We start from the raw sequence: 19,878 nt of genomic DNA, 5'->3' as shown, positions 1-19,878 counted from the left end.
ACACGCCTCCAGCTTGATAAAGAAAACGAGGTATACATGGAAAAATTAACGAGCCAATACCAGTCATCTATTTTTTTTGATGAGTTAATTGATGACAAAGGTGCACCAAGACCTCCCGCCAAACAACTCTTGGGATATCTAGACAGCCTTTCAGAAGATGAACTCGAAAAACGACGCCTCACCGCAGAAGCAACAATACAAGAAATGGGCATTAGCTTCACGGTTTACACAGAAGAAGGCAACATAGACAGAGCATGGCCTTTCGATATCGTTCCCCGAACCATAGAAGCCTCAGACTGGAAAATTGCTGAAGCTGGATTAAAACAACGACTCAAAGCCCTCAACCTTTTCATTGACGATCTTTACCACGATCAAAACGTCATCAAAGACGGCATTATCCCAGAACACATTATTAGCAAATCAAAAAACTTTCGACCAGAATGTGTTGGCATATCACCCGCTTATGGCGTCTGGGCTCACATTTGTGGAACAGATTTAGTGCGTGATGAGCATGGCGATTTTTATGTTTTAGAAGACAACTTACGTGTGCCTTCTGGTGTTTCTTACATGCTAGAAAACCGCGCTATTACCAAGCGTGTGTTACCAGAGCTGTTTGAAAACGAATCCATATTGCCGGTCAACTCTTACACCTCCCAGTTATTTGATACCTTGGCAGCCTTGTCTCCTCGAGACATAGAAAACCCAGAAATTGTGGTATTAACACCGGGTATTTATAACTCAGCGTATTTTGAACACGCCTTCTTGGCTCAGCAAATGGGTGCCGAACTCGTCGAAGGCAGTGATTTATTTGTCGACACTGACGACTGCGTTTACATGAAGACCATCGACGGCCCAGAACGCGTTGATGTTATTTATCGCCGCATTGACGACTTATTCATCGACCCTGAAGTATTCGATCCTGAATCTGTACTTGGTGTTGCTGGACTAATGCGCGCATGGCGTAGCGGTAATGTCGCGCTAGCCAATGCACCGGGCGCGGGCGTTGCCGACGATAAAGTTGTTTACGCTTATGTTCCCGACATTATTCGTTATTACTTGAAAGAAGAACCGATTCTTAAAAACGTCGAAACCTTCTTGTGTGATGACCCAGAACAACGCGCCTATGTACTTGAGAATCTAGACAAGCTCGTGGTGAAACCAGCGAACGAATCTGGCGGCTACGGCATGCTAGTGGGACCACATTCGACAAAGAAAGAACAAGCACTGTTTGCGGAACTTATTACTAAAAACCCGCGTAACTACATTGCTCAACCGACTTTAAAATTATCAACTGCACCAACACTTATATCAAAAGGTGTCTTAGAACCTCGTCACTTAGATCTTCGTCCATTCATACTGCAAGCCAAAGATACTTATGTCACCACCGGTGGCTTAACGCGTGTGGCGATGAAAAAAGGCTCCTTGGTCGTTAATTCGTCACAAGGTGGTGGTAGTAAAGACACTTGGATCGTTGAAACGAAGGGGCAATAATTATGTTATCTAGAGTCGCAGAACGCCTATATTGGAGCGCCCGATATTTGGAACGCGTTGAAAACACCGCTCGTTTGGTTAGTGTATACGACGATTTAATGTTCGACCTGCCAAAAGACATCGAAGTGTCTTGGTATAACTTGATCGAAATACTCAGTGGCGAAGAAATCTTTGAGCAGCGCTATAAAGTAAAAGACGAACGTAACGTGGTGAAATTCTTACTGGCTGACGACACCAATTACAACTCCATGTTGTCATCGTTAAAAATGGTTCGAGAAAACATTCGAACCACACGTGACGTCGTTCCTAAAGAGACATGGGAGCTGATCAATGAACTAGACCTATACGCTCAGCAGAATATCAAGCAAGGGATTAACCGCTCAGAGCGCCACCTTTTCTTGAATACCATTATAGAAGGCTGCCAAAAGATCATTGGTCTTTTCGCTGGCGCCATGAGTCGCGACAGTGGTTGGCAATTTCTGATCATGGGGCGTTACCTAGAGCGCGCCGACATGGGAACTCGGATCCTCGATGCCGCTGTGTCTTTAATGCTGCAATCTGAGCCGGAAGAAAGAATTCAACTTGGGCAAGTGACTTGGTCAAAAGTACTTAAATCTCAAAGTGCCTATTTGGATTATAGACGCACCGTTAGAACGTCCATCAATGGAGCAAAAGCCGCTACTTTTCTAATGAGCGACCCTTGCTTCCCGCGAACGTTGGCGTATTGCTTTGGGCAAATAGGCGAATCAGCAACCAAACTTCCTAGAGCCGATTTAATCACAACGAAAATTGATAAAATTCTTAAATTTAACTATCCAATTACAAGTTCAGAAGATTTGGATGAAGGTTTTCACAATCATCTCAACGAAATACAAATTGCTATTATTGAAATACACCAACAGATAACCGAGAACTGGTTTCAGTTTCGGCAAGGAGACGCTGCATGACCATTAGAGTCGCAATACAGCACAAAACCACCTACGACTTTGATCGCTTTGTAAATGTAGCACCGCATATTTTAAGACTTCAACCGGCGGCGCACTCGCGCACAAAAATTCACGCTTACTCGCTCAAAGTCTTGCCAGAAAAACATTATATCAATGTTCAACAAGACCCTTTTGGTAACTTTCAAACGCGTCTGGTTTTTCCAGAAAAGACCAACAAGCTCGAGTTTTACGTAGAAGTTATTGCGGACATGACCGTAATAAACCCATTCGATTTTTTCGTAGAAAGCTATGCGGAAGCGTTTCCATTCGCCTACACAAAAGAGCTTAAAAAAGAACTTGATCCCTATTTACAAGTGACTGAATCTTGCCCTTTATTAGACAAATGGCTTTCAACAGTTGATCGTAAAAGTACACCAACCAATGACTTTTTAGTCGCTATTAACAGTCGTTTAGCCGCAGATATTGGCTATGGTATCCGTCTAGAACCAGGTGTTCAGACTTGTGAAGAAACACTCACGCTGAAAAAAGGCTCTTGCCGCGATACGTCTTGGCTATTGGTTCAAATACTTCGCAGCCTTGGTTTGGCCGCACGCTTCGCCTCTGGTTATTTGGTCCAGTTAACATCCGATGTAAAAGCCCTTGATGGCCCTTCCGGGCCAGAAGAAGATTTCACTGATTTACACGCTTGGTGTGAAGTGTATTTACCTGGCGCTGGCTGGGTTGGCTTAGACCCAACCTCTGGCTTATTCGCTGGTGAAGGTCATATTCCACTTGCTTGTACACCAGAACCTGCTTCTGCCGCGCCTATAACAGGCTTCATCGACGAATGTGAATGCGAATTTAGCTACACCAACATCGTTACCCGTATTCACGAAGACCCACGGGTCACCAAACCTTATGCCGACGGCGAATGGGATACCATCAAAGCCCTTGGTTTTGCCGTCGACAAACAGCTCGAAGACGGTGATGTTCGCCTAACCATGGGTGGCGAACCAACGTTCGTTTCCATCGACGACATGGACTCAGAACAGTGGAGTACTGGCGCATTAGGTGCAGAAAAACTTAAGTTAGCCAAAGATTTGCTGATCAAAATGAAGCAAGAATTCGGCGCTAATGGCCTACTTCATTATGGCCAAGGCAAATGGTATCCGGGAGAGGAAGTACCTCGTTGGGCACTGGGTTGTTTCTGGCGTACCGATGGCGAAGCCCTTTGGGATGATCCTAAATACCTTGCCCGAGTTGACCAAGATTACAAACACACCATAAAAGACGCTGAAGCGTTTGGTGAACTGTTATGTGAAAAGCTGGCATTGGATAAACGCTATCTACAAAGCACCTATGAAGACACGCTTTATTACATGTGGATGGAGCAATCACTTCCTGCGGACGCGGACCCAACCAAAGCGGATTTAAAAGACGATTTGGAGCGCCGTCGCCTAGCGAAGCTGTTGAGCCGTGGTTTAAGCACTACAACCGGCTTTGTTTTGCCATTAGAGTTTGACGGTGACAAGAATCGCTGGAAAAGCTCACTCTGGCCGATGCGCAGTGATGTCATTACCTTGATTCCGGGCGACAGCCCAATGGGTTATCGCTTGCCATTGAACTCTTTACCGGCTCAGGCCGAAGAAGACATCATTCCTGAACGCGACCCATTTGATCCGCGTCAGCCTTTAGCAAACAAAAAAGACAATGCCGTATTAGACAGCGTTGCAAAACAACATTTTGCTAAAAAACCAGCACACCCGATGCCGAGACCCGAAAAATTGGCACCCGAAAAAACGCTTAAAGACGTTATCCGTACCACGCTTTGTGTCGAACCGCGCGATGGCCGTTTGCATGTTTTCATGCCGCCAATGACGCACCTTGAACATTTTGTTAGTGTGCTAGGACATCTTGAAGCCGTTGCGAAGACACTTGATTTACCGATCGTCATTGAAGGTTACGAGCCACCAAAAGACCCACGCTTACAGAAGTTCCTGATCACGCCTGATCCAGGTGTTATTGAGGTGAACATTCACCCTGCGGCGAGCTGGAAAGAGTTGGTTCACAATACCGAAACCTTATATCACCAAGCGTATTTGTCTCGCCTTGGCGCAGAAAAATTCATGCTGGATGGTCGTCATACAGGGACCGGTGGTGGTAACCACGTAACGTTAGGTGGTCGCACACCGGCAGACAGTCCACTGTTGCGTCGTCCTGAGTTGCTGCAAAGCCTAGTGACGTTCTGGCAGCATCATCCAGGCTTGTCTTACCTTTTCTCTGGTATGTTTATTGGCCCAACCAGCCAAGCACCTCGTCCAGACGAAGGCCGTGACGAAGCCTTGTATGAGATGGAAATTGCTTTCCAAAATATGCCTGAAGGCCTAGTAGACGAGCCTTGGTTAGCCGATCGGTTGATGCGCAACTTGCTTGTTGACATTACGGGGAATACGCATCGTTCAGAATTCTGTATCGATAAACTGTACGCGGCTGGCAGCGCCAGTGGCCGTCAGGGTTTATTAGAATTCCGTGGCTTTGAAATGCCACCGCATCCGCACATGTCTCTTGTGCAAATGCTGCTATTGCGCTGTTTGGTTGCCCGCTTCTGGAAAGAACCATACAAAAAACCATTGGTTCGCTGGGGCACCAGCTTGCATGACAAATTCATGATGCCGCACTTTGTTTGGCAAGACATAAAAGAAGTGGTCGAAGATCTACAACGTCATGGCTTCCCATTCAAATTAGAGTGGCTCGCCCCATTCGAAGAGTTCCGTTTTCCACATTACGGTCGTAAAAAAATCGACAACATGGAAATTGAATTACGCTGGGCGATTGAGCCTTGGCACGTGCTGGGTGAAGAAATTACGGGTACAGGCACAGCACGCTATGTGGATTCATCAGTAGAGCGTCTGCAAGTTAAACTATCAGGCTTAACTGATGGACGATACGTACTTTGCTGTAACGGCCGGCGCGTACCGATTCGCGCCACGGGTTGCAAAGGCGAGTATGTCGGTGCCGTTCGCTATAAAGCTTGGGCGCCACCGTCTGCATTGCACCCAACACTGGGAACAGACTCCCCTTTAGTGTTTGATTTGATCGATACTTGGAATGGCTTATCTGTGGGCGGTTGCACTTATCATGTGTCGCATCCAGGTGGCCGAACTTACGACAACGTACCGGTCAACAGTAACGAAGCGGAAGCCCGTCGTGTTAACCGTTTCTGGGATCATGGCTTCACTCAAGGGCCGCTATCACCATCATCGGCGTTCGGTGAATTGCGCTCTTTTTACCCTAATGGAGACGAGCCTCGCGCTATGTCACCACCAGCAGAAGAGCCAATGAATGAATATCCTCATACATTAGATCTAAGGAAGCAGTATAATGTTCTCTAATAATTAATTTTTTTAGGCTCAAGCATATTATGCAACTTCAAACAGGCACTTTTGTAACGTCGGTTATGGATGAAAAACCGACGTTACCTTCCGCCTATGACTCACCTATGAATGCTTATGATGAGGCCTTCACGGAAGATCGCCAACCACGTGCCCATTGGGCTCCCCTACTACACAGTATGGGGAACCTCACTGACGAGGAAATGCTAGATCGACAACATCGTGCTCAGCGTATCCTGCGTGAAGATGGAGCCACCTACAATTTAACCAGCGACCCGCTCACACCGAGCGTTTGGTCACTGGATCTTATTCCAAATATTATTACCACCGATGAATGGCTTGCTACCGAACAAGGGCTTGCACAGCGCTCAACCTTATTCGACCTGATCTTGAAAGACATTTATGGACCACAAGAACTGCTTAAAAGTGGCATCATTCCGTCTGAAATTATTTTTAGTCACCCTGGCTTTTTGCGCCAATGTCACGGCGTAAATGTCCCTGGAGCGCATCAGCTGTTATTGCACGCCGTAGATTTGGTTCGAGATCCATCGGGGAAATTTCAAGTTATTGGTGATAGAACACAAGCACCTACTGGCGCCGGTTATGCCCTAGAAAACCGAACCGTTGTGTCACGGGTTATTCCAAACAGCTTCCGCGATAGCCAAGTACGTCGATTGGCGGGCTTTTTTCAGTCTTTCAAAAACATGCTATCCACACTGGCCAGCCAATGGACAGACACGCCACGTATTGTCATGCTTTCTCCTGGCGCCTACAGCAGCACGTATTTCGAACAAGCTTATCTATCCAATTACCTCGGCTTTCCGCTCGTACAAGGCAGTGATTTAACCGTACGAAATGGCGCCGTTTGGATGAAATCTTTAAACGGTTTAGCTCGAGTCGATGTGATATTACGTCGTGTAGACGACGCTTACTGCGACCAAGCAGAACTCCGAGCGGATTCATCTCTTGGCGTACCAGGACTATTAGAAGTCGTTCGTGCTGGCAATGTGATTTTGGCTAACCCATTGGGCAGCGGTATTTTAGAAGCACCCGCTTTAGTCAAATTCTTACCCGCTATTAGTGAATTTCTAATGGGCGAGCAACTTACTCTACCCTCTGTTTCTACTTGGTGGTGTGGTGATAAGAATGACTTTAATTATGTACTCGCCAATATTAATAACCTGATTATTAAACCGGCGATCCGTCGTCACGACACACACAGTATTTACGGACATATGCTGACGGAAAAACAAAAACTCAGCACCATAGAAAGCATCAAGAAAAACCCTCATCTTTATGTGGCACAAAGCTATGTTCCAGGTTCTATGTCACCAACTTGGCTAGACGGAAAAATGCAAGGCAGACCAACGTTGTTGAGAACCTTTACGGTTGCCAACCCAACCAGTTACGCAGTGATGCCTGGTGGCTTGTCCCGTGTTGAGGAATCCAATACAAAAACCATCGTTTCTAATAACGCCAGCTCAAAAAGCAAAGACACTTGGATACTGGCAGCCGAACCTGAAAAGCAAACAGCACCAGTCAGCGATCAAATACTGCTGCAAGACGAAGCCTTACAAGCTAACTTACCAAGTCGGGTGGTCGAAAACTTATTCTGGATGGGGCGCTATGCAGAACGTGCAGAAATCAGCATCCGTTTGTTGCGCACTGTTTTCAAACAAATGAACGGCGTTGATCCGTTGCCAGAAGAAAGTCGACGGACGCTATTGGAAATGGCATCGACTCAAACCGGTTGTTTGCCCGGTTTCATAAAAGCCAATGAGAAGCTATTAGCGAACCCTGAGATCGAATTAGCCTCCATTATTGCCGATGGCCGTAGAGCGGGCTCCATAAAATCTAACCTGCAAGCCATGCTAAATTGTGGTGAACAAGTAAAAGAAATGCTCTCTGCTGATACTCGCATCATCATTAATGAATTACGTGATCATATTCATGAACTAGATCGAGCCTATACCAACGGCTTACCGTCAGCGCCAGAAGAATCCCTCGATAGCTTAGTCACATCACTTCTTGCCTTGTCCGGCTTGAATCATGAAAGTATGTTACGTGGACTTGATTGGACATTCCAAGAAATTGGCCGCCGAACCGAACGTGCATTGCAAACCGCAAAGCTGCTGCGTTCAGCACTCACTAAATCGCTATCGTCAGCACCTCAACAACAAATCCTAGAGTCTGTCTTATTGAGTGTGGAAGCCTTAATTTCTTTCCGCCGGCGCTATCGCAATCGAGCGCGAGTGGCCTATGGATTGGACTTATTAATGATTGATGGTACGAACCCACGTTCGCTGCTGTATCAAGTGGAACAATTGCGTAAATGCATTAGAGAGCTACCAAGAAACGAAACCACTACCGCGGGATTGAGCCCTGAAAACAAGATCATTCTCAAATCATTAAACGATATCCAACTGGCCGACTTAGAAGAGCTTGCCAAAGTCGACCCCGAAACCCAAAGCCGCCCGAAATTAGAACAACTGATGACCGAATTGTTAGAGCAACTAGAGCAGTTCACCGTCCTGATCAGCGACAAGTATTTTGATCATACTGCCGGCCCTCAGTCGTTAATAAAAGCCTATGGGGAAACAACTTTATGAGATATCGCGTTCGCCATATAACAGAATACACCTACGGTGCGCCTGTCAGCTTATGCTATAACATGGCGCATTTATTACCGAGAGACACTCGTAATCAGCTCTGCATTCATCAAAAAATACAGATCAATCCACCACCGGTATATCAAAATGAAGGTGAAGATTATTTTGGTAATCAAACCTTTTATTTTTCGATTCAAGAAGCCCATAAAAAGCTCGTGATCGACGTCTCGACAGATTTCGAAATTTCCCCAATAAACGTACTTGAATGGCAAATGCAAAACACCATAACCTGTGGTGAATTACGCTCGCTACTAAGTGCACCTAATACACCTGAACTTCGCATGGCAAAAGAGTATCTATTAGACTCACCACAAATCCGTCGTTCGGCCGATTTAGGAGCCTATGCCCAAAGCACTTTTGCCGACGACAAGCCTATTTTGCAAGCAACCTTGGCTTTCACGCATAAAATTTTCACCGAATTTAAATTCGATCCAAGCACCACAACGGTTGCCACACCGCTTGAACAAGTGCTTAAACAACGCAGCGGTGTTTGTCAGGACTTTGCCCATTTGGCGATTGGTTGCCTACGTTCAGTAGGTATTCCGGCGCGATACATGAGCGGTTACTTGGAAACACTGCCACCACCAGGTCAAGAGAAGCTTGTCGGGGCCGATGCATCGCATGCTTGGTTTGCTATTTTCATTCCAACATTAGGCTGGGTTGAGTTCGACCCAACCAATGACTTGATGCCAAACGAGCAACATCTCGTGACCGCGTGGGGCAGAGATTATTCCGACGTTACGCCACTGCAAGGCGTCATATTTGAAGGTGGTGGGTCCCAACAATTAGCGGTATCGGTAGATGTAAGAAGGGTCTAACTGGAAAATATAAGACCTTTGCACTGTGTCACAAATAAGACATAGCACATTATAAAAAAATTTTGCCATGACACTAACCCTGTGGAGACCACAGTACATAGCATGTAGGGCGGATTTAGGGTAAGCTTCGCCCAATTATTGCATTATCTGACCCTTCAGCTATGCACCCGCCTTTGATAAAACATGAGAACATCTATGAGTTTCAACAAACTTGGGCTTTCTGCCCCCATCCTAAAAGCCATTGAAGACCGAGGTTATACTGAGCCGTCCCCAATACAAGCTCAAGCGATACCTCCTATTCTTGAAGGCCTAGATGTGATGGCCGCAGCCCAAACAGGAACAGGTAAAACAGCCGGTTTTACCTTGCCTTTACTCGAACTTCTAAGTCACGGCGAGAACGCGCAAAGCAATCAAGTACGTGCATTAGTATTAACACCAACGCGCGAATTAGCTGCTCAAGTAGCTGAAAGCGTGAAAAATTACGGACAACATTTATCGCTTAAATCGACCGTTGTTTTTGGTGGCGTTAAGATCAACCCTCAAATGATGGCGCTTCGCCGTGGTGCCGATATCTTAATCGCGACACCAGGTCGTATGATGGACTTGTACAACCAAAAAGCCGTGCGATTTGATAAGTTAGAAATTCTTGTTTTGGATGAAGCTGACCGCATGCTGGACATGGGCTTTATTCACGACATCAAGAAGATTTTAGCCATCCTGCCGAAGAAACGTCAGAACCTATTATTCTCTGCGACTTTTTCTCCTGAGATTCGCCAACTTGCAAAAGGCTTGGTTAATAATCCAGTAGAAATTTCTGTCACACCACGCAATGCCACGGCCGTTTCTGTTGAGCAATGGTTACACCCAGTAGATAAGAAGCGTAAAACTGAGCTGTTGATCAAATTGATCGCAGACGGGCGTTGGGATCAAGCTTTAGTATTTTCTCGCACCAAACATGGCGCGAACAAAATCACTAAAACACTAGAAGACGCAGGTATTCGTTCCAGCGCGATCCACGGCAATAAAAGCCAAGGCGCACGTACTCGTGCTCTTGCAGACTTTAAAGAAGGTCGTATTCGAATTCTGGTGGCAACTGACATTGCTGCGCGTGGATTAGACATAGAACAACTGCCTCATGTGGTCAACTTTGACTTACCAGATGTGGCTGAAGATTACGTCCACCGTATCGGCCGTACCGGTCGTGCTGGCGCAACAGGCAAAGCGATTTCTTTGGTTGCTGCCGACGAGCTAGACCTGTTACGTGCGATTGAACGTTTGACTCAGAAACTAATCGAACGTCGTTATGAAGATGACTTCATGCCAACGCACATGTTGCCAGACACCACATTAGACAACCGCCCAATCAAAAAGAACAACCCAAAAAGACCAAACAACCCTGGCGCACCGCGCCAAGGTAACGGCGCTAAGCAAGGCGGCAACGCAAACAAACAAGGCAATGCGCCTAAATCTGGTAACCGTCGCCCAACAGACAGAGGCAACGCCCCTGCAAAAGCCGATGTAACTCAAGGTCAAGGCTTACGCAGTAAACCTCTTGCACCCGCTCGTCGTAACCGTAAGCCAACTCAAGACTAGTTAATATTCACTAAGTCTTGTCGCTGAAATAAAAACGATTTAAGTACGAACAAACACCCCTAGCGAACAACATCGCTAGGGGTGTTTTATTATGTCTAGCGTCACTTCGCCTCAACCTTCATTGGTTTTACTAGCCAGATCCAATATTCCCGCCACACTAACGTGTCCATTTTTGGAGTGTGACATAAGCAAATAAAAACCACCCGAAGGTGGCTTAAAATACACACAACAGTCACCTGCTATGGCTAACTATTCTTAAATTCACTGCCTGACACTTCATCCTGATCAAATGTATTCGCATCAGAATGACCAAGCCATTTAGACGTAATCGTACCCGCCGTCATCGAACCATTTACATTCACCGCCGTACGGCCCATATCGATCAAAGGCTCGATAGATATAAGTAAACCAGCCAACGCAACTGGCATATCTAACGCAGATAACACAATCAAAGCGGCAAATGTAGCACCGCCGCCAATACCTGCAATACCAAAAGAACTGATTGTCACAATCGCAATCAATGAAATAATAAAGCTGGGATCAAGGGGATTAATACCAATAGTCGGGGCAATCATTACCGCCAACATAGCAGGGTACAAACCCGCACAACCGTTTTGCCCCATAGTCGCACCAAACGATGCAGAAAAGTTAGATTCACCCTCACCATTACCCAGGCTCTTCACCTGTGTATCTATATTAAGGGGAATGGTCCCTGCGCTTGAACGAGAGGTAAAAGCAAACAACAACACTGGCAAGGCTTTTTTGAAATAACGAATCGGAGAAATGCCATTAAACGCCAGCAAACACAAATGCATGACAAGGATCATCGCCAAACCAACATAAGACGCCACCACAAAATTCAACAGCGTTAAGATATCTGATACGTTTGAACCCGCAACGACCTTGGCCATCAACGCTAAAATACCGTAAGGCGTCAAACTCAACACCATACGCACCAAGGTACGTACAATGGATTGTGCAACATCAACAAAACGTTCAAAGCTTGCACCGATTTCAGGCTCTTTACGCGAGACCGATACACCAGCAACGCCTACAAATGCAGCAAAGATCACCACAGCAATGGTTGATGTTGGGCGGCTACCAGCAAGGTCAGCGAAAGGGTTGCCAGGAAAGAAAGACCGAATCATGTCAGCAAAAGAGACATCCACCAACCCGTCCAAACGAGTTTCTAATGCAGCGCCTTGAGCCATTTCACGAGCGCCTTGTACTATGCCGTCAGCAGACAAGCCAAACAGATTACTAACAAACACACCGATGAGTGCAGACACCGCCGTGGTTGCCAACAAAATACCAATAATGCCACCAGACATCTTACCTAAAGATCCCGTGTCCTTTACTTTAACAATGGCACCAATAATGGATACTAAAATCAGTGGCATTATGATCATCTTCAATAAGCTAACATAACCATAGCCAACGATATTGACATACTCCAACGTCTCGTTTGACTCCGCGCTACCGACACCATAAAAAAACTGTAGTGCAGCACCAAAAGCGACACCTAGTCCTAAACCGGTAAATACTCGGGTAGACAAGGTTTTCTCTGCTTTTTGCTGTTTATACAAGAGTACGATTAACAAAGCGAAAACCACTAAGTTAAGAATCGGATATAACATGGAAACACACCTTAAAAATAATCAGTAGAAACCGATGACCAGCCCTAAAAGCAAAGCAAATCGATAAGTTGGCGATATGGTAGCAAAATCTTAACTGAAGAAATAAGAAGGAAAATGGATTAATTCATATAAAAAATCGGTTAATTTATATAAAAAAATCGAATAAGAAGGGAGAAAACACACTGAAAAGGCCGAAATATAGCCTTAATGTTCAAAGTATAAAAAAGCCCCGATAAGTCAGTTTGCACTAATTTATCGAGGCTTATTTTATATGGTGGGCCTGGAGTGACTTGAACACTCGACCTGCCGATTATGAGTCGGATGCTCTAACCAACTGAGCTACAGGCCCTAAAAGCGGAACAAATTATATATGTATGAATGGTTATTGCCAAGAAGTGGATGCGTTTTTTATTAATTACTCTACTTATCACCAAAACATGGTTGTTTTTTAATCACTTAAGCCACCAAATTTAACGCCCGATGGCACCTGGCGCAACACCAATCACTTTTTTAAACGTCCGTCGAAAGGCAGCTTCACTCTGGTAACCTAGCTGATCACTCAGAATCGCAAGGTTTCTGTCACCATTTTTAATACGCTGTGCGGCCAAACGCATTCGCCATGAGGTCAAATACGCCATTGGCGTCATTCCCATTGTTTTCTTAAATAATCCGCTAAACACCGATCGGGACATACCCGCCTCTTCGGCTAAACTGGCAACTTGCCAAGCCTGTTGAGGCTGCTCATGAATAGCAACGATGGCACGCGCTAGCCTTATATCACTCAGACCCGCCAATAAACCCAATTGGATTTTTTGGGTCTGTATAAACTGTCTAAGCATTTGCACTAGATACGCTTCAGCCAAGCGTTCTACAATCACTTGAGACCCACAGCGTGGCTGCAAACTTTCAGCCAGTAACAAAGTACTCAAAGCTAATAGCTGCTGAGCTATACCGTCGTCTTTTTCCACTTTAATCCATTGCCACTCTAAATCGAGCAAAGGGTTTAGGGCTTTCGTACCAAAATCAAATTCACAAATCAGTATACTTGTCTCAAACTGTCTCTTATCAGCAAGGGACACATCCATATTTTGACCGGAAGCAAGCCACACGCCATCACCTTCTTTCAATTCTGTTCGGCTATTGCCTTGTGCCGTTAACGTAAGTTCTCCGCTAATCATATAAAGCCAATAACTTGAATCAGACGACAGGGACAAATGTTCTCTTTGACGAGAAAAGCGAAGGCTGGTTACCGACGTCGCCTTAGGACGGAATGCACTTAATACTGATGAAAGACGATCCATTATAACTTAACCTCAAGCCAAAAATACGATCTGCAATAATTTAAGGATTAATAATCACTAATCGTATCATTTATCACCCTAAACTGTCTAAATCAAAAACTAATCAGCTGATTATAAGGAAAACAAAATGGTCGTTCTAAAGCCTAGAACAGCAACTCCAGAGCTAGTGATTAACACGCTAAAAAGCACTTGGTCTCTAACACAACAAACACCTGAAAATTTTACGATGCTAGTAGTTTATCGTGGTTTACATTGCCCAATTTGCAAAAACTACCTAAGAGAGTTGAGCCGCTTAGCAGACGATTTTTCAGCTAAAGGTGTCAATATCATTGCACTCAGTTCTGATACTGAAGAAAGAGCGCAACTAGCATCGACAGAATGGGAAATTGAAAATCTCACAATGGGCTACGGCCTGACCGTTGAACAGTCTCAAGCGTGGGGGTTGCACAGAAGTGCTGGCCGAGGCGTCACCAGTATTGGTATAGAAGAACCTACAGAATTTACGGAACCGGGACTGTATTTAGTGCGTCCTGATGGCACTCTGTACTGGAGTAATATCAACACCATGCCCTTTGCTCGCCCGCACTTTAAAGAGGTTCTTGGAGCAATCGAATTTGCGATTACTAAAAATTATCCAGCGCGTGGCGAGTTAATCTAGCTATAGCCTCTTCGTGTTAATAGGTTCTTCGTGTTAATAGATTCTTCTAAAAAGAGTAGTACTCTGGTAATCAGAGTTCTACTCTTTTTGTTTTTACGCCGATTAATAAAATGGCACCATCGGCTTATTTTAGGTCATCGATGTCCGTTAATACCCACGCGCTATTGTGCTGAGTAAAGCCAATTTTGGGGTAATACCCTACGGCCTGAGGTGCAGACAATAAAATCAAAGAGCACGTAGGTTTTAAGGCTTCTTTTGTCATACGGATCAACGTTTTACCAATACCGGATGCTTGAATAGATTCATCTACGGCGATGTCTGATAAATAACAACAAAACGCAAAGTCAGTCACTGAACGTGCCACACCAATAAGACGATCTCCTTGCCATGCTGTTACCAACAGGTTTGCATTCGCCAACATAGCGTCTATCGTCTCAACCTGATCAATCGGGCGGCGCGCGCCTAATGACGTTTTTGATAACAAACCAATAAACTGATCAGCGGTAATCGTTTGGTTAATTTTATACTCAACTTCCATAGCTACGCCCTACGAAACAATAAAAAGACAGCATAGAGTATTTCTGGGAAATAAGGCAAAAGAAAACAAGAAGAGAAAAGTAGGACAAAAAAAAGTGGCGGCTCAAAAGTGAGACGCCACAAAAAAAAAGGGAAGTACAAAAATGAATCTTTAGCGATTAAAAGAAACATCGGCGTCCTTAAAAAGGACGACTGTCTTGATCTACAAAATAGAAAAAAACAGATCACTGACAAATAAGAAATCACTCTCAAACGCCTATGTGAGGATAAAACGCGTTAATTTCTAAAGCGCTTCAATATGGGGCTATATTAAAAAGAAATGCGCCGTTAAACAACCAATCTGGTGCATCATGAACATTCTTGTCTCGTTCGATGAATGTCACGTAAATTGATGACATTTAGGACCAAAACGTCATTAAAGTGATGTTTTAGTGCCAATATTTAAAGACACTTAGCGTTCAGCGGCGAATACTCGTAATGCTACGCCTGCCGCTGACGTACGATTTTCTACACCAAGTTTAGGAAAGATTTGTTCAAGGTGTTTATTCACCGTACGCGGGCTCATCTCTAAGATTTCCGCAATGTCTCGATTGGATTTGCCATTGGCAATCCAATGCAGCACTTCTGATTCACGATCCGTTAACCCCAGTTCCTGTTTAAGCAATGCTGGCCCAGCAGGCTTATCACCGTCTTCAAGCCTTAAAAGCACTTCTTTCTGCTCCGTTAAGCCCATCATTTTAAGGCCCAAAGGGTAATCCAATCCGGTTAGTTTCAATACGTTTCCAACGTCGGGTTGATGCGCCAACCAAAGCCGTATCTGTAATGCCATTTCACTGCTCTGCCATTCGTTACTGGCTCGTGCTCGGGCAAGTAACGCATAGGTTTGTGGCGTCGCCCAGGCGATATCACCAGCCGACGTGGTGGTCATCAAATACTGGCCCATGCTGTCGAGAGCAGACTGGGCGTTGTTGCTTAAACGTGCATTAGACAAATGCACTCGCATGCGAGCAATCAGCTCATTGGGTTGAATCGGTTTCGTCAGGTAATCCACACCACCGGCTTCAAGGCCACGCACAATGTCGTCGGTGTCGCTCAGGCCAGTCATGAAAATGACCGGAATCGACGCCAGACTTTGGTCAGCTTTTAATTGTCGGCAAGTTTCAAAACCATCCATGTTCGGCATGATGGCATCGAGCAAAATAATGTCCGGTCGAATCCGCTTGGCGATCGTCAAGGCTTGTTTGCCTTCAAGGGCGACAAGCACATCCATATTGGCCGCTTCCAAGGTGTCATGAATCAGGCTCAACGCATCGGGCGAGTCGTCGACGACTAAAACAATGTCACTTTTATTACTTGGGTTCATAATTAGACTTCTCACTTACATTGCTAATTGCACATGAATGCTTCTGTATATAAAGAGCAATCCCATCGAACTGAAAGCTCAGATACAAACTTTCTAATTGCGCCATATGAAAGAGATCGATCACATCGGTTTTACCAAGCTGATCCAATACGCCTCGCACGCCTTTTTTGTAGCCCATTTCAGCGAACGCCATCAGCTCTCGCACACTTTCGTGATCGGGAATCATCATGGGTTCAGAATGTTCATCTTGCACATCACGGGGCGAGTCCAGCGAAAGAGCCAACGGCTCAAGCTCACCCAACTCTGTTTCTTGATATTCCCAATCCAACACCAGCCAATGCTTAATCGCGTCCAGCAACGCACTGTTATTCACCGGTTTCACTAAGTACTGATTAAACGCCGCTTGCTCGTCTGGCTTACGTTGGTTTTCTTGTGCGTCCGCAGACAGCATTATAATAGGCGTGCTATAGCCGCGATCTCGCAGTAATTTTGCCAGCGTCAAACCGTCCATTCCGGGCATGGAAACATCCAGAACGAACAAATCAGGCGAGCAAGATTCCAGTTCGTCTAAACAGACTTTCGCGTCTGAGGCTTCCAACACATTAAAGCCAAGCGGCACCAAAATGTCCGACAACAAACCTCGTACGACTGGATCATCGTCCACCACCATCAAGGTGCGTTGATACCCTCGGTAACTCACAATGCGCTTGTATTCATAGGCAGACGAATCCCCTTGGCTCACCCAAGGCAACATAAGGCTAACGCGAAATTCGCTGCCTTCGCCGACCACCGATCTAGCCTGTAGATCACCACCCATGACTTCGGTCAACAGCTTCACAATCGTCAAGCCCAACCCTGTGCCGGGTAAATTCCCTGTACTGATGTCGCGCACACGTTCGAATGGATCGAAAATACGCTGCAAATGCTCTTCTTTAATACCAAGCCCTGTGTCGCGAATGACAAACTCCGCCACTTGATTGCGATAGTTCACTTCGAACAAAATCGAGCCTTTTGGCGTGTACTTCACCGCATTTGACAACAAATTGATCAATATTTGTCGTAATCGTTTTTCATCCGTCACCACATGCTGAGGCAAAGGTGCCAGAATTTTAGCCTTCAATTGAATGCCTTTGTCACGCGCTTGCATAGCAAACATACTGTTTAACTGATCGATCAGTTTCGGAAAATCCACCGTGTTGCGATACAAATCAAAGCGCCCTGCTTCGATCTTAGAAATGTCCAACAAGCCTTCAATCAAATCCGCCAGATACAAACCACTGCGATGAATGATGTCCAAACCGTTTTGATGTCCTGACGGCGTATTTTGTTTCTCGGACAATAGCTGAGCGTAACCAATTATCGATTGCAGCGGTGTACGTAATTCATGGCTGATCCCCGTTAGATAGCGGCTTTTCGCTTCATTTGCGCGTTCAGCTTGTTCTTTTGCGCTCTGCAATGCTCTGTCTGTTTCTTGGTGAGCGTCGACTTCACGGATCAGCTTTCGAGTTTGTCGGTTGGACTCTTTTTGCGCCACAACTCGGCTTTCATGGGCCAATAAAAACAACCAAGATAAGACCCCAGACACAATCAACAAAGTAAAAAACAATGCAAACATAGTGTCTTGTAGCAAGATTTCTTCCTCTACAGAGTTCGGTGCCATTTGACGATAGATCAACATCATCAAAGCCGCATTGATAATGTTAATGACCGTTAAAAGCGACAAAAACCGTCCGAAGCGTGATTTCAATGCTTTAACCAAACGCTTCGGCAAAAACAGCTTAAAGAAATAATCACTTTGCTGAGTAATGCTCGCTTGCGGCTTACAACTGTCCAAGCAACGCACATCCAAGGAACAGCACAAAGAACAAATCGGCTGCATATACGCCGAGCAAAAACTCATGTCTTCTGTTTCAAAGGCGTTTTCACAAATTCCGCAGGTCAAGGTGACGTATTTAGGATTGCGCTTTTGCGCCAGTTCGATCATCGGAATCAGTTCTGGGCTTTGTCGGGCAAGGTAATATTTACCCTTGGTTAACCAAGCAATTAAGGGAACAAAAATAAAACAGGTGCCGAGCGAAATAAAGTGACAAAGGCTTTTCGCCTCTTCACCAAATACCCCCAAATAACTCACCAAGCCCAGCGTGGTGGCGATCAACATGGAACCTGTGCCAACGGGATTAATGTCGTACAAATGCGCGCGTTTGAACTCCACATAATTCGGACTTAAGCCAAGCGGTTTGTTGATCAATAAATCCGCCGACAAACTGCCTAACCAACTCACCGCCGCAATCGCAAACACACCCAAAATCGCGCCAAGCGCCTGATAAATGCCCAACTCCATCAGCAATAACGCAATGGTAACGTTGAATACCAGCCAGACAACTCGACCCGGATGGGAATGGGTTAAGCGCGAGAAGAAATTAGACCACGCAATCGAACCGGCATACGCGTTGGTCAGATTGATTTTCATCTGACAGATAAACACAAACACCGCCGCCAGAATGAGCGCCGTTGTCGGTGAGGTGGTCAAAAAGAAAAAGATACGCTGATACAAATACGTTGGGTCGGTGGCTTGTATTGTGGTCGCGCCATCGGATATGGCCAAATAGGCCAAAAACGAGCCTAGCAGCATTTTAATCGCGCCGATAAACACCCAACCAGGACCGGCTAATATCAACCAAAACCACCAGCGTTTGCGGTTTTGCTTGGTCTTTTTCGGGAAAAATCGTAGATAATCGACTTGCTCGCCGATCTGCGCCATTAAGGCAAACAACACCGACGCCGCCGAGCCAAATAAGATCCAATCAAAATGCTGACTTTGCGGTAAATTCACCGGCGCATACTGAGTCCAACCTTCAAAATTTTGATATTCCTGAGTCACCACCACGCCAATTGCGGCCACTTGCAACGTCAGCCAAATCCATTGAGTACCGTTTTGAAAACGACTAATTGCACGGATACCGTGCGTTACAATGGGAATCACAAACAAAGCCGACAACGCATACCCAATCTGCAAAGGAATACCCAACAAGACTTCCAATGCCGAGGCCAAAATGGCGGCTTCAATCGCAAAAAAAATAAAGGTGAAGGTCGCGTAAATCAGCGAGGTAATGGTCGATCCAAGATAACCAAAACCCGCTCCACGCGTCAGCAAATCGATGTCCAAACCGTGCTTAGCCGAATAATACGCGATAGGAAACCCCGTCACGAAAAACAACGCAAGCACCGTGAGAATCGCCGCCACAGCATTGGTAAAACCATAAGCAAGCGTGATCACCGCGGCTAACCCTTCCAGCGCCAAAAACGCCGTCGCACCGAGCGCCGTATGACCGACACGGTCGATGCTCATGGTATGACCTTGTTTAGAGGTATAGCGTAGTGCGTAATCCTCCATCGTTTGATCGGCGACCCACTTGTTATAGTGGCGTCGCACTTTAAAGATCTTTTGTGTCGCCTTCATAGAATCTCGCGATTAGGCTATAAAATGGTGTGC

The 19,878-nt window shown here is 45.6% G+C and carries 12 protein-coding genes and 1 tRNA gene; 7 read left to right on the top strand and 6 right to left on the bottom strand.

What is annotated here, in order from left to right; genetic code table 11:
• Nucleotides 1-36 precede the first annotated feature (36 nt).
• From MP3633_RS03260 to MP3633_RS03235, 6 genes are all read left to right on the top strand, one after another.
• Nucleotides 37-1,491, top strand: coding sequence for a circularly permuted type 2 ATP-grasp protein (locus tag MP3633_RS03260; protein WP_112136810.1), 1,455 nt, complete (start codon nucleotides 37-39; stop codon nucleotides 1,489-1,491).
• A 2-nt stretch (nucleotides 1,492-1,493) separates the two neighbouring features.
• Nucleotides 1,494-2,438, top strand: coding sequence for an alpha-E domain-containing protein (locus MP3633_RS03255; protein ID WP_176334464.1), 945 nt, complete (start codon nucleotides 1,494-1,496; stop codon nucleotides 2,436-2,438).
• On the top strand, nucleotides 2,435-5,809 hold the full coding sequence (locus MP3633_RS03250) for a transglutaminase family protein (RefSeq protein ID WP_176334463.1): 3,375 nt from the start codon (nucleotides 2,435-2,437) through the stop codon (nucleotides 5,807-5,809). Before MP3633_RS03255 ends, MP3633_RS03250 begins: the two co-directional genes overlap by 4 nt.
• 29 nt (nucleotides 5,810-5,838) lie before the next feature.
• Nucleotides 5,839-8,418, top strand: coding sequence for a circularly permuted type 2 ATP-grasp protein (locus MP3633_RS03245; protein WP_176334462.1), 2,580 nt, complete (start codon nucleotides 5,839-5,841; stop codon nucleotides 8,416-8,418).
• Nucleotides 8,415-9,296 (top strand): transglutaminase family protein, encoded by an 882-nt coding sequence (locus tag MP3633_RS03240; protein ID WP_176334461.1) that lies wholly within the window; start codon nucleotides 8,415-8,417, stop codon nucleotides 9,294-9,296. Before MP3633_RS03245 ends, MP3633_RS03240 begins: the two co-directional genes overlap by 4 nt.
• A 195-nt stretch (nucleotides 9,297-9,491) precedes the next feature.
• On the top strand, nucleotides 9,492-10,889 hold the full coding sequence (locus MP3633_RS03235) for a DEAD/DEAH box helicase (protein WP_176334460.1): 1,398 nt from the start codon (nucleotides 9,492-9,494) through the stop codon (nucleotides 10,887-10,889).
• 245 nt (nucleotides 10,890-11,134) lie between these two features.
• Here the strand turns inward: MP3633_RS03235 and MP3633_RS03230 are convergent, their stop codons facing one another.
• The 3 genes from MP3633_RS03230 to MP3633_RS03220 all read right to left on the bottom strand — a co-directional run bounded on the left by MP3633_RS03230 (nucleotide 11,135) and on the right by MP3633_RS03220 (nucleotide 13,827).
• A complete protein-coding gene (locus MP3633_RS03230; RefSeq protein ID WP_176334459.1) occupies nucleotides 11,135-12,526 on the bottom strand; it encodes an L-cystine transporter in 1,392 nt (463 codons plus the stop codon).
• A 272-nt stretch (nucleotides 12,527-12,798) separates the two neighbouring features.
• Nucleotides 12,799-12,875, bottom strand: a tRNA-Ile gene (locus MP3633_RS03225).
• 121 nt (nucleotides 12,876-12,996) lie between these two features.
• Nucleotides 12,997-13,827 (bottom strand): AraC family transcriptional regulator, encoded by an 831-nt coding sequence (locus MP3633_RS03220; protein ID WP_176334458.1) that lies wholly within the window; start codon nucleotides 13,825-13,827, stop codon nucleotides 12,997-12,999.
• Between the two features lie 127 nt (nucleotides 13,828-13,954).
• On the opposite strand from MP3633_RS03220, the gene MP3633_RS03215 reads away from it, so the two are divergent.
• Nucleotides 13,955-14,485: a peroxiredoxin-like family protein gene (locus MP3633_RS03215; protein WP_176334457.1), complete on the top strand. Its 531-nt coding sequence runs from the start codon at nucleotides 13,955-13,957 to the stop codon at nucleotides 14,483-14,485.
• A 124-nt stretch (nucleotides 14,486-14,609) separates the two neighbouring features.
• Here the strand turns inward: MP3633_RS03215 and MP3633_RS03210 are convergent, their stop codons facing one another.
• The 3 genes from MP3633_RS03210 to MP3633_RS03200 form a co-directional block, all read right to left on the bottom strand.
• Nucleotides 14,610-15,023, bottom strand: coding sequence for a GNAT family N-acetyltransferase (locus tag MP3633_RS03210; RefSeq protein ID WP_176334456.1), 414 nt, complete (start codon nucleotides 15,021-15,023; stop codon nucleotides 14,610-14,612).
• Between the two features lie 450 nt (nucleotides 15,024-15,473).
• Complete coding sequence (locus MP3633_RS03205) at nucleotides 15,474-16,385, bottom strand: response regulator transcription factor (protein WP_176334455.1); 912 nt, start codon at nucleotides 16,383-16,385, stop codon at nucleotides 15,474-15,476.
• Complete coding sequence (locus tag MP3633_RS03200; protein ID WP_176334454.1) at nucleotides 16,372-19,845, bottom strand: hybrid sensor histidine kinase/response regulator; 3,474 nt, start codon at nucleotides 19,843-19,845, stop codon at nucleotides 16,372-16,374. The genes MP3633_RS03205 and MP3633_RS03200 overlap by 14 nt, the downstream gene beginning before the upstream one ends.
• Nucleotides 19,846-19,878: the final 33 nt, after the last annotated feature.

Source organism: Marinomonas primoryensis (assembly GCF_013372285.1).
In the GTDB taxonomy this organism is placed as follows: Bacteria; Pseudomonadota; Gammaproteobacteria; order Pseudomonadales; family Marinomonadaceae; genus Marinomonas; species Marinomonas primoryensis.
This window is presented reverse-complemented; position numbering and strand designations above follow the sequence as displayed.

Bases quoted from the DNA above. Each gene is read 5' to 3' on its own strand.
- MP3633_RS03210 (WP_176334456.1), bottom strand. From the start codon at position 15,023: ATGGAAGTTGAGTATAAAATTAACCAAACGATTACCGCTGATCAGTTT.
- MP3633_RS03205 (WP_176334455.1), bottom strand. From the start codon at position 16,385: ATGAACCCAAGTAATAAAAGTGACATTGTTTTAGTCGTCGACGACTCG.
- MP3633_RS03235 (WP_176334460.1), top strand. From the start codon at position 9,492: ATGAGTTTCAACAAACTTGGGCTTTCTGCCCCCATCCTAAAAGCCATT.
- MP3633_RS03230 (WP_176334459.1), bottom strand. From the start codon at position 12,526: ATGTTATATCCGATTCTTAACTTAGTGGTTTTCGCTTTGTTAATCGTA.
- MP3633_RS03200 (WP_176334454.1), bottom strand. From the start codon at position 19,845: ATGAAGGCGACACAAAAGATCTTTAAAGTGCGACGCCACTATAACAAG.
- MP3633_RS03240 (WP_176334461.1), top strand. From the start codon at position 8,415: ATGAGATATCGCGTTCGCCATATAACAGAATACACCTACGGTGCGCCT.
- MP3633_RS03260 (WP_112136810.1), top strand. From the start codon at position 37: ATGGAAAAATTAACGAGCCAATACCAGTCATCTATTTTTTTTGATGAG.
- MP3633_RS03220 (WP_176334458.1), bottom strand. From the start codon at position 13,827: ATGGATCGTCTTTCATCAGTATTAAGTGCATTCCGTCCTAAGGCGACG.
- MP3633_RS03255 (WP_176334464.1), top strand. From the start codon at position 1,494: ATGTTATCTAGAGTCGCAGAACGCCTATATTGGAGCGCCCGATATTTG.
- MP3633_RS03250 (WP_176334463.1), top strand. From the start codon at position 2,435: ATGACCATTAGAGTCGCAATACAGCACAAAACCACCTACGACTTTGAT.
- MP3633_RS03245 (WP_176334462.1), top strand. From the start codon at position 5,839: ATGCAACTTCAAACAGGCACTTTTGTAACGTCGGTTATGGATGAAAAA.
- MP3633_RS03215 (WP_176334457.1), top strand. From the start codon at position 13,955: ATGGTCGTTCTAAAGCCTAGAACAGCAACTCCAGAGCTAGTGATTAAC.